Source organism: Tenacibaculum todarodis (assembly GCF_001889045.1).
Taxonomy (GTDB): Bacteria; Bacteroidota; Bacteroidia; order Flavobacteriales; family Flavobacteriaceae; genus Polaribacter; species Polaribacter todarodis.
On record NZ_CP018155.1, the window covers coordinates 1,926,511 to 1,938,872 of the forward strand.

A 12,362-nucleotide genomic window follows, 5' to 3' on the forward strand; every position below is an offset into this window, starting at 1 on the left:
TAATCCTTTAATTGTTCGACTGTTTAATGTTTGTTCAAAATGTTGTTATATGTTCGGATGTGAGCGTTGGATGAGCGGATATTTTACATAATAGCAGTTATAGCGACGAAAATATAATAAAACGCCGTAGGCAACCTTTGAAAGGATTTTTGCTCCTATAACTTCTATTATGTAACATAGCTTTGGGTTGGTTTTGTGGCGGAATAGTTGTTTTTAGCGTTGGCAATAGCTCTTTGCTTTTTTATTGTACCATTTTTTTAAAATAGATACTTTTAAATAAAAGAAGCAATGTGCTATTATAGCGTTGGCTACAACTATTGTGACATAAAACCAACTATGCGGTGGCGCGCGGAACAACACAAAAGACAGAGGATTTTGAGGTACGAAAAAACTGGGTTTTGGGTTGTGGGGAATTACAAAAGCTTACTAAAAATAGATTCAATTATAAGGTAAATGAAATTCAAAAAAGAAAAGAATTAAAATTAAACCAATACATAAAAAAAATATATCCTTATATTCTAATTTCTTAACATAACTTATTCTGCCAATTGTTGAATTAAGAGCAAAGTAAATTACACCTTCAATAACAATTAAAGTTGCTATTATTGAAATAATATTTAATAATAAAAACATATATTTATTCTTCAGTCTTTTTGTTTACAGAAAATTGTCTAAATAATTCTAATGCGTCATTAGGATTTTCAATTTGTAAAGAATCCATAGATTCTTTTATTTCCTCCACCATTTTACGGTCAAACTCATTGTTTTGATAATCTATAATTTTTTGTATTAAACCGTCGGAACTTATGTCTAAATTAAAATCGCCATAAGATATTGTACCACCACCACCGTTAATAAAGATAGTGATTAATGCTAATATAAATGCACCTTTTCCATACTTTTTTATAAACTTTAACTTCCCTTTTGAATTAAGATTAACCTTAACATCAAAATCATCAATATCAAAATCTAAACCGTTTTTTATGTAAAATTCCTCTGTAAGTTTTAATAAATAAAACCCTAATTGAAATAAATCAATTGCGGAAATATCTTCATTGCGTTCAATATTAAATACAACATATTCTTCATCATCTTTAATAAAATAATTATTTAAAGTTGACTCTATTATGCTTCCATAACCTGTTATGTCATTAATCGTATTATGTGAGAAAAACATCTTAAAAAGTAAAGGCTCTAATTCATTTCTTTTAATATGTTTTAACCATTTAACCGATTTACGTCTATAAAAATCACAATCATCATTCTTAGTGAAATCTATAGATAAAAGAGGTGTTTCTGTAATAACACCAAAGGATACATAACCTGAATCTTTAGAAGGTATTACAACTACATCGCCTTTTTTAAGTTTATAAGTAAATTTATATATTTGACTAGCTATTAAGCCTGGTCTTTTTTCGTTTTCATATGCGTCAACAATCAGACTTTTTATATCTTCTAATTTATCACTTTCATTAATACTTGAGCGATTTATAGTGTGAATAGCTTCTAGAGATATTTCATTATAACCAATAGCAACAAAATTCCTTTCTACAAAGGTTTCATAGAGATTACCTGATAACGTTCTAATTAACCAATAATTTTTCCCTTGAGGTATTACAGGAACTGAACTGTAAAAATTTTCAATATTTGATTCTAAACTCATAAAAACTTATTTCATAAAACTCTGTAAATAAAGAACTTTTATCTCTATAATACAAAATTGACTATTTAATTATCCACACCATTTATAAAAGTCTTTACAAAGTCTTTTATTTTTTCTGTGATTCTTGTGCTTATTGATTCTCTTTGCAAGACACTTGGTTGTTTTTCTAATGCTTCTATTACTTCATCTTCGGTTGCCATTCTACCTGTAAAAAGAAAATCGTTTATAATATCTTCTACTTTATCCTGTTTTAATGCTTCTGCCTTACTTAAGTCTTGTAAAGCTTTTTTAGTTTCTACTTGCCAATAGTTTTTAAATTCATCTTCAATAGCTTCACTATCGTTTATTTTAGGAAGATTATTTTGAATGAACTTTTCTATTAAAACACGTTTACTTCTTAATTCAGATTCACCAGCTATTAAATCTATAATTTGTTTTTTCTGTTTTGCTTGGTCTTTTGGTTTCGCATCTTTTAATTGTGCTAATAGCTTCATTATGTAAGCTACATTAATTTCATCACGATGTATTAACTCTAATTCAAAATCAATTTCATCTAAGATAGATACTGTTTCCTTTTGGTTATTTGTTTTTATCTTATCGTAAAGGTCTAAATATTTACTTGTGTAATCTGCAAACTCTTGATCTTTCATATAGGTATCATCAAATGTAAATTCTATAAATGATGATAATATATTTTTTAATCGCATTATTTCTCTAAATGCTTTTGCAAATTCTAATTCATCTTCTTCAGTAACCAAATCATTTACACTATCTACCGTTGGTGCAATACCCATTAATACCTTATATGCTTCATTGAATTTCTTTACTTGCTCTTCATAAGGTGCTATTATAATAGTTTCTTGTGCATTTTTATCTGAAAACAATGCAATAGCATCATCTGTGTTTTGTTTTAGATTACGGAACGCTAAAATGTTTCCTTGTGATTTCTTTTCGTTTAAAATTCTATTGGTACGTGAATAGGCTTGTATTAAACCGTGAAAGTTTAAATTTTTATCAACATAAAGCGTATTTAAAGACTTACTATCAAAACCTGTAAGGAACATATTAACTACTAATAATATATCAATCTGCTTATTCTTAACTCGTTTTGAAATATCCTTTTTATAGTTTAGAAACGCATTACCATCTTTAGTAGAATGTTTAGATCCAAACTGCTTATTATAATCTGCAATAAATTCATCTAATTTATCTCTTGAATGTTTATTTACAGGTTTATCATCATTTACATCTTCTTCTTGTATTTGACCATTTGCATCTTTATCTTCTTCATTTACATTATAGGAAAAGATTGTAGCAATATTAAGTAGATGTTCTCCAGCTTCTTTTTTAGCTTTTAATAAGTCGTAATATTTTATAAGAATATCTACACTACTTACACAAAACATTGCTGTAAACGTTCTATGATGTGTTTTACGGTTGTGATTTGCTATTATATAATTAGTAATGGTATTTAGATAATCATCACTTTCATATACTTCTTGCTTGTTTATATCCTCTACTTTAGTATCATCTACACCGTCTTTAGATTTAAAAACATTGTAATATTCTATTGAGAATTTTAATACATTTTCATCTCTAATAGCATCTGTAATTACGTATTGATGTAAACACTCGTGAAATAGGTTTGCAGTTGTTTGTTTGATACTCTTTTTACTAATCGCATTTTTTACAAATATTGGTGTTCCTGTAAAACCAAATAATTGATGATTGGTAAAGAAGTTTACAATTCGCTTATGAGTATCTCCAAATTGAGAACGATGACACTCATCAAATATGAATACTACTTTTTCATCTTTTAAGACTTCTATTTGCCTTCTAAACTTTACATTTTTTATAGCACCGTTTAACTTCTGAATTGTTGTAACTAATAAAGGTCTGTTATTATCTAAAAATTGACTGATAAGCATTTTGGTATTCTCTGTACCATCAATACTATCTTTATCGAATGCCCTAAATTCTCTTACGGTTTGGTCGTCTAAATCTTGCCTATCTACTACAAATACTACTTTTTTAATTTTAGGATTATGTGTTAATATTTGACTTGCTTTGAATGATGTTAGCGTTTTACCTGAACCTGTGGTATGCCATATATATCCATTTTTATCAGAATTTTTAACTCTATCAATAATTGATTCTACTGCAAAAAACTGATAAGGTCTTAATACCATTAATGTTTTATCACTTTCGTGTAATACAATGTATTTAGTAATCATTTTAGCAATATGACAAGGCTCTAAAAAGATGCTTGTAAATGGCTCTAATTGTGTGATTTTTTTATTCTTTTCATCACCCCAAAACGATGTAAACTTAAAACTCTGCTTTTGACTATTTGCATAATACTTGGTATCTACACCATTACTAATTACAAAGATTTGTACATAATTAAATAGTGCATTATTAAAAGCAAATGATTCTTTTTGATATCGTTGTATTTGATTAAAGGCTTCTTTAAGTTCTATACCTCTGCGCTTTAATTCTATTTGTACTAATGGTAAGCCATTAATGAGAATGGTAACATCGTAACGGTTTTCACGTTTGCCATTGATAGTAATTTGATTGGTTACTTGGAATTGATTTTGACACCAAAAATCTTGATTGATAAACTCAATATATGCTTTATCTCCGTTATCTTTTAGAAGTACATATTTATCTCGTAAGGTTTTGGCTTTATCGAAAATATTACCTTTTGAAAGATGTATGACTATTCTTTCAAACTCTGAAACTGTAAATGTGGTTTTATTATGCTTTTCTAATTGGGATTTTAGATTGCTTAATAAATCATCTTCTGTTTTTATAACAACCGATTTATGGCCTAATGCTATTAATTGGCTTACTAAATTGTTTTCTAATACTTGTTCTGGTTGTGTTGTCATATTATATAAACATTTTTTGTAATAAGCCTTTTTTGAAAGATTTTGCTTTTTTAATATTAATAGCCAATGATTCAATTTTTAAATCAATATCTGATAAAAAAGTAGAAATTTTATTTTGTTCTTCGATACAAGGAAAAGGCACTTTAAACTTTTTCAAATCGCTACCATTTATAGAATTAATAGTTGCACCCAAATTCTTATGAACTTCTTTTTTATAATGTTGACTATCGAAAAAATGAAATAAAAACTGGTTATATTTACTTCTGTACACAGTCATAAATGCACCAAATGCTAAACCAATATGCTCTTCTTTTATGATAGCATTCTTGCCTATTAATCTTTTACTACCATTTCTAACACAAATTAAAATATCATTTAACTCTACAGGATTAAACTTACCTTCTTCAACATTTACAAAAACGTTATCATTTAAAGTTATTAAACGCTTCTTTACATTAGAAGAACGTAATACCAAAACACCATTTTTATTAATATCATTAGGGCTATATGTTAAACCGCTTATTATCGAACCAATCAATCCCAATCTTTTATCCTTCCATTCAGGAAACTCATTACCATTTTCATCTTTAAATCTTAATTCCTGACTAAAGATTTTTTGCATTACACCTTTTTTGTATTGCTCTAAAAGCTCTTTCTTTTTGGTTAATATGGTAATTTTATTATCTACATCTGTAAGGAATGATGCTATTTTTTGTTGTTCTGGAAGGGATGGGATGTTAATTTTAAGAGGTTCTAAATATCTAAAATAAAGATTGGAAACACTACCTCCTTCAACCATTTTTGCTAACCCTTTTTTTAGGCAACCATTAATGTAGTATGTAAGGTATAAACCGTTTTCTTCAGTATTAAATACTGAAATCATTTCTCCAATCGCTACATCTTTAAAGGGCAAGTAGCTACAGTTAGCAAAGTCTAATGGGTCTTCTCCAACACGAGGCACAAGAATTTCACCACCTTTACTAAATTTTAAATTTTTAGGGTCTATGTTTGTATAAGAATGTATCTTATCAACTACTTCGCCAAAAGTACTATACAATTCACCATACCTAACGCAAGGTGTTTTAGCATCTTTAGAAAGAGACCACTTTGGTGCACTTTTACCGTAATAAAAATAACCTATATCACTTAATTTCTTTTTTGTCCATTCACCACTAAACTCTGGAAACCTAATTAATGGTATTGATTTTCCTACCATAATTTAAAAAGGTGTTTTAATATTTAACTCATTACAATGCAATGCAATACGTATATCTGTTTCTGCAATTTCTATATCTAATGCTTTTATTTCTTCTGCAACTGCATTAACATCAATTGATTCTTCCTCTTCAAAAGTATCTACATAACGAGGTATATTAAGGTTATAATCATTATCTGCTATTTCTTGTAAAGTAGCTCTATAACTATATTTGTCTATGACCTCTCTATTAGTATATGTATCTACAATATCATCAATATGGCTTGGTAATAATTTATTGTCTTTACCTTGCTTTTCAAAATGGTTTGAAGCATCAATAAATAATACATCTTCATTAACCTCTCTACATTTTTTTATTACTAAAATACACGTTGGAATACCTGTACCAAAAAAGATATTTGCAGGTAAGCCAATAACAGCATCTATATAGTTTCTATCTTCTATTAAATAACGTCTTATATGAGCTTCTGAACTTCCTCTAAATAATACACCGTGAGGTAATACCGTTGCCATAATACCGTTTTCATCTAAATGATGAATCATATGTTGAACAAAGGCGAAATCTGCTTTTGTTTTAGGTGCTAACTTTCCATACTGACTAAACCTATCATCTGTACTAAAAATACCTTTAGCACTCCATTTAGCAGAAAATGGTGGATTTGCTACAATAGCCTCTGCTTTTAAGTCGATAGCCATATGTTGAGGCTCTTCTAAAGTATCTTCTTGTTTTATATCAAACTCACGATAATTTACACCGTGTAGTATCATATTCATACGTGCCAAGTTATACGTAGTACGATTTAATTCTTGACCGTAGAACATCCCTACATCATCAACTTCTTTGGCTACACGTAACAGTAGCGAGCCACTCCCACACGTTGGATCATATACTGATTTTAATCGTTTTTTACGAGTAGTAACAATTTTTGCTAATATGGTAGATACTTCTTGAGGTGTATAAAATTCTCCTGCTTTTTTACCTGCCCTTGATGCAAATTCGCCTATTAAATATTCATAAGCATCACCCAATAAATCGCTTTCAGTATCTTCTAATTGAAAATCTATTGCATCTAAATGAGTGATTATTTTTGCAATGGTTTCATTTTGAGCTTTTACAGTTCTACCTAACTTACCAGAAGTTAAATCTAAATCTTCAAAGAGTTTTACAAAATCATCTTCTGATTCTGTTCCCATTGTACTTTGTTCAATGTTGGTAAGAATACGCTCTAAATCTTCAATTATAAAAAATTGAGTAGCTTCATCATTATCATTGGTAACTATTACTGAAAGATTGTTTCCTTTTTGAGCAATAGAAGTAAATAGTTCACTTGGCTTTAAAAAGTAGCCTAATTCTTTTATACAGGCTTTTTTAACAGCTTCTACATATACTTTGCCATTATCTGAATTTTCATCTAACTGCTCATACGTTAAATTGTCTGGTGCTAATATTTTATTAGCGTAGATATGTAATTTTTCTGAAAGGTATTTAAAGAAGATAAAGCCCAAGATGTAGTTTCTGTAATCGTCTGCATCCATTTTGCCACGTAAAAGGTTGGCAATAGCCCATAGTTGTTTCTCTAATAGTTTTTTTTGTTCTTCTGACATTGATTGTTATGGTGTATTTTAAAATGTTAAAAATATAAATATATATTGGTTAAATTATAAGGATTTTCGCATTTACTTTTTACCCCTGTTTTATGTTATATTACAAGTACTAAAATAGCGTGTGTTTTACACTTGTTTTTAATTGCTCTTTTACGTGTGTTAGATACTTATTATTAGAGCTTTTTTTAAGATTATTATACACCTTTCTGCGCTTACGGTATGTTTCAGAATGGTCTATTTTATACTGTTTTAATATTTCTTGATTTTGAAATAACGCTAACACCTCTTTTTCTTTAGTATTAAGTTCTGACAATGGAATACTCTGTTCCTTTTCAATTTTATCATACTTACACAATAACTCATCAGCTAACATTTTATATTTCTTTTTATCTATTAAATCTTTAACGGTATAAATACCAATAGCATTTTTACGTTTATTTAAATTGCGTGTGTATATTTCTAACTCGAATCTGAATATTGGTTTCCCTATATTTATACGGTTGTGTGTTTTTACTTCAAATGTTTTATCATATCCCTTAACGTTATAATCTGTAAGATAGAATTTTTTACCGTATTGTTTATTTGCACCTAACATTGGTATTGGTGTTTTACCATTTAGGCTTAACCAAGGATTTAGAATTGCCTGTGCTTCTTCTTCTATTACCGTGCCTACTGCCAAATAATGAATATTTGCATTATATACATTGAACGGTAAAACACTATTTAGTTTCTTTAATGCTTCAACGACTTGTACATAGGTAAACAACTGGTAATTATTACCCATATACCATTTTTGTAATGAGTTATTACAAGAGATTATATTTCCTTTTAAACGCAGGTCTAAGTTATTTACACTCGTTTCATAACCTTTTACTTGGTTTGTTTTTTTATTGAAAATAGGCGTCCATTTTAAGCCTTTCCAAAAAAATGGACTTTCTTGTTGTTCTATAACTTCTTTAGGTAATTGTATTACTTGATGCTTTATTTTAAGCGTATCGTACAAAACGACTACCTTTTATTTTTAAAGGCTTTATTGTAGTTTTTATCCAGTAAGACTTCTACATCTTTCATCTTGTAGTAAATTTTACTGCCAATTTGAGAAAATGATACTTTACCTTCATCTCTCCAAGTTTGCGCTGTTCGTTTGCTAATATTCATTAGCTGGATAAACTCTTGATTATCGAGAAAGGTTTCGTGTGATGGTTTTTGATTAGATTCTAAAGTAGAATTTAATTTATCTAATCTTACTACTAATTCGTTGTACTGTTCTTTTGTTAAAATTACTGCTTCCATTTACTTAATTTTTAATGTTACTAATTATTTCTGTAACAAATATTAAGCTCTGGATAGGTACTTATAAGGCTGACCTTATAAGACCTTTTATTGGCTGTATTTTAATGAAGTGGATTGTCTTTTATGTATTGTTTTGCCTTTTTATGATAGTCGTCTGATGTATTTGACCAATCTAATTTTGATTTTAATTCTAAGTTAATTTGATTCGCTATTATATCACATAATCTTTTTAAACTCAATTTTGGAATAATATGCTCTTCTCTTAATGCTTCTATTACACCTCTTACTGTTCCTTTACTTCTGTCGCCTAAATTATAAACACCATCTTTTGTAATCGCTAAATCTTCAAGTATTTTTAGAATATAATCTTGCTTCTCTTGATTTACAAATGTTTTAAAACTATCTGTTTCTTTTTCTAACAATAAAGGATCTGTTTGATTAGGTAATAAAGTAACAGGAAATATTTGAACTGTTTCTTTTATAAATTCGGCTTCAATCGTTAAAAACTCTTTAAATAGATTTGGGTATTTATCTTCTTTATCTTTTAAATCCTTTTTTCTACCTAATAAGTTTCTAAACTTTAGCTCTCTATGTCTTAACTCTTTTAATCTACTTTGTATATATAAAACTTTATTATTTGGTTCTGCATAATCTAAAACACCTTGTAAGCGTGTTATACTTTTCTCAAATATTCTACTATACTTTTCACGATGATTATAAAAATGAATATCTAAAGGCAATGAAGTAGTATACATTTCTTTAAAAAAAGAATCCATTGCTTCATCTAATTCAATTGACAATTCTTTATCTAATACCATATCCTTAGTTAATGATAAAATCATTAAATGTGAAGTCGTGTCTTTTTTGAAGTAGATAGTTTTAGAATCAAAAACTTCATTAAAAGTTAATGAAATATGCCAACTGATATTTTGTAAAATATATGCCTCTTTTAAATTCTTTAAATATTCTTCTTCTTCATTATTAAATAATGCATTTATCTTAAAATCTGATATAAGCGGATTTTTATTTTCATCCCTTAATAGATAAAATATTTGCTTTTCTTCAATAGTGTTATATTTATCTATCTGCTTTTCAAATTCATTTCTTAAATAGTTACGAATCTCTTTTTTACTTTTTACTGAATCAAACACAAAATCTTGTATCTCATCAATTTTAGGTTGAAGTTCATTTTCTGCTTCCTTAATTTTTTGATTTAATAAATCTTCCCAAACAGGATATTTAAAAGGTTGTTGAATAGATTTTCCTTTAACTATATCTTTTAACCAAGATAAAAAAACATCAAGCGTGTAAAACACCATATATTCATTACTGAATAACGTTTTAGGCTCACTTGACAACTTAGTTAATACTTTGCCTATTGTTGATGGATTTAAGCGTCTAAACTCTATTCTGTCGTTAAAAAAAGATGGGTAATTATATACTAACAATTCATCATTAAAACTATCTATATCAAAATCTTTAAAAGCAAACAGTTTAGATAGTATTTCTTTTATTTCTTTAGCATCGTTTAATGATTCTATTAATTCTTCTTCAAGTATTTGAATTTGCTGATTAAGAAACTCTAAAGGCTCATCTATTTTAGAACAATATTCTTGATGATTTTTTACTAATAATTCAACTTCATAAGAAACTACTTTTATAAGCCTATCAGATTGCCAAGTCACCATTTTATAATAGTCCTCTTTTTCTATATTATACTGGTTATCGTACGTAATAAGATATTTACATTCTTTACCAGATAAAAAATCATTATAAGTGAATTTTGGTATTTGCTTTTTTAAATCACTAACTCTTTTATGTATTAAGGAATTAATCTTACCTAAATAAATAGCTTCTTTTAATTCTGCAAATTCATCTACATTTAATAAAAAATGCCTACTTGAAAATTGTGAAAGTAACCAATCTCCCGAACTATGATTTTTCACATAGTAAGGATGTTTATTTTTATCAATTAAGTCTTTAATTCTGTTTTCTTCAGTTATAAGAAACTTAAATTTATCAAAGTGTTCCAGATTCTCAATCTTATTTAAAACGTTAGTTTTAAAATCTTGTTCTGCTGTCTGGACTGCTTCAGAATGAATGGTATCAAATTGAGCTTTTAAAATAGTATTGATTGGTTTGTTAAACATATTCTAATTGATGTATTTATCTACTGCATTATCTAATTCACTACTTATAATTTTTGCATATACTTGTGTTATTCCAATATCGGAATGATCCATTAATTTAGATACGTGTTCTATTCTCATACCATTATTTAATGCTCTGGTAGCAAATGTATGTCTGCTAATATGAAAGGTTAAAGAAAATGGTAACTCTAAAGTTTTACCCATTTTAGTTAAATACATATTACTTAACGCTATTGCTTGTCTTACTACTTTTGCTCTTTGTTCTCTGTCTGTAAAATAATCGTTATCAATATTTGCGAAAGGAAATATTATATCGTCTTGATTTACATTTTCAGTTTTATATTTTTCTAAAATATCTATTGCAACTTGCCCAATTCTAATACTGTGCTGTCTGTTTGTTTTGCGTATTGTCTTTGTTATTTTATGTGTTTTAGCGTTGTAATTATTCCACTTTAATTCTATTATATCGCCAAACCTTAAACCTCCTGAAAAGACAGCAAATAGAAACATATCTTTTATAATTTGTGCTTTTGCTTTATCTGAAACCTCTAATTTAGTAAAAGCTTCTAACTGTTCAACTGTTAAAAATCGTTTTGTGCTTTTTGCTTTCTTGACTTTAAATTTACTAAAAGGAAAATGATTTAACGGTATTAAATCCTCTCTCTGCGCTTCTTTAAACATTAGGTTAAGAATCTTTAAAGAAAAATTTATCGTCGTGTTATTGTTGCCTAAAGTAGTACTACAGTAACCTGCATAGTCTTTTAAAGTGGTTACAGTAATATCATCGAACATTAACTCTTTATGGCCTATAAACTTTTCAAACTTTTTCAAGTAGTTTTTATAGTTGTTATATGTTGATAGTGCTAAAGTGTCTTTTTGTTTTTCGCATCGGTTGTATGCATACTCAAAGAAATTAACTAACGGTTTCCCCTTTATAGCTTCTTTTAGTTTTCTTGCTGATGTGGATTGATTTTTAGTTTCTAAATCTGCTATTTGTCCTTGTGCATCTGCAACCTTTTGAGAGATGTATTTATTTAGTCGTGTAGAGTTACTATGATTTTTTTTAACCTTTTGTTTATCTTCATCCCATTCATTAGGCTCTAATTTTAAGCTTAAAGAAATGAATTTAGTTTTACGGTCTTTTATCACCCTTAAATATAAAGGTGCTTTTCCAGACTTATCTACTTTTGATTTTTTTAAAATTAGTTTTATTGAAGCCATAACTTATTGGTTTAGAATAGGTGCAATAGAGTGCAATCTAATACTAAGGTACAACAATAGGTACAACAAACAATGCTTTTTATTGTATTTTATTACTTTATTTTGCTTTACGAAAAATAGCAAAACCCTTTATTTATAAGGCTTTAAGTGAATTTAAAAGAAATTGGATATAATAGTTAGACAACACCGTATATAATTCATTGCTAGTGCTGGCTTGCTTACGAAAGTCCTCACGGACTTTCTATCTGTGATTTATTTGCTAACTTTAGTGCTTAAACACGCAACGAAATCATACACAAGACCGATGGGATGCAATACCT

The 12,362-nt window shown here is 28.2% G+C and carries 8 protein-coding genes; all 8 read right to left on the reverse strand.

Going from position 1 to position 12,362, the window contains the following annotated elements; genetic code table 11:
- Positions 1 to 637 precede the first annotated feature (637 nt).
- The 8 genes from LPB136_RS08745 to LPB136_RS08780 all read right to left on the reverse strand — a co-directional run bounded on the left by LPB136_RS08745 (position 638) and on the right by LPB136_RS08780 (position 12,042).
- Complete coding sequence (locus LPB136_RS08745; protein ID WP_072555953.1) at positions 638 to 1,663, reverse strand: hypothetical protein; 1,026 nt, start codon at positions 1,661 to 1,663, stop codon at positions 638 to 640.
- Between the two features lie 65 nt (positions 1,664 to 1,728).
- Positions 1,729 to 4,557 (reverse strand): type I restriction endonuclease subunit R, encoded by a 2,829-nt coding sequence (locus LPB136_RS08750; RefSeq protein WP_072556956.1) that lies wholly within the window; start codon positions 4,555 to 4,557, stop codon positions 1,729 to 1,731.
- A 1-nt stretch (position 4,558) separates the two neighbouring features.
- Positions 4,559 to 5,773, reverse strand: coding sequence for a restriction endonuclease subunit S (locus tag LPB136_RS08755; RefSeq protein WP_072555954.1), 1,215 nt, complete (start codon positions 5,771 to 5,773; stop codon positions 4,559 to 4,561).
- 3 nt (positions 5,774 to 5,776) lie between these two features.
- Positions 5,777 to 7,378, reverse strand: coding sequence for a type I restriction-modification system subunit M (locus LPB136_RS08760; protein ID WP_072555955.1), 1,602 nt, complete (start codon positions 7,376 to 7,378; stop codon positions 5,777 to 5,779).
- A gap of 109 nt (positions 7,379 to 7,487) precedes the next feature.
- Complete coding sequence (locus LPB136_RS08765; RefSeq protein WP_072555956.1) at positions 7,488 to 8,381, reverse strand: hypothetical protein; 894 nt, start codon at positions 8,379 to 8,381, stop codon at positions 7,488 to 7,490.
- A 5-nt stretch (positions 8,382 to 8,386) separates the two neighbouring features.
- Positions 8,387 to 8,671: a helix-turn-helix domain-containing protein gene (locus tag LPB136_RS08770; RefSeq protein WP_072555957.1), complete on the reverse strand. Its 285-nt coding sequence runs from the start codon at positions 8,669 to 8,671 to the stop codon at positions 8,387 to 8,389.
- 101 nt (positions 8,672 to 8,772) lie between these two features.
- The gene (locus tag LPB136_RS08775) at positions 8,773 to 10,821 is read right to left on the reverse strand and encodes a hypothetical protein (protein ID WP_072555958.1); all 2,049 of its coding nucleotides are present in this window, start codon (positions 10,819 to 10,821) and stop codon (positions 8,773 to 8,775) included.
- 3 nt (positions 10,822 to 10,824) lie between these two features.
- Positions 10,825 to 12,042, reverse strand: coding sequence for a site-specific integrase (locus LPB136_RS08780; protein ID WP_072555959.1), 1,218 nt, complete (start codon positions 12,040 to 12,042; stop codon positions 10,825 to 10,827).
- Positions 12,043 to 12,362: the final 320 nt, after the last annotated feature.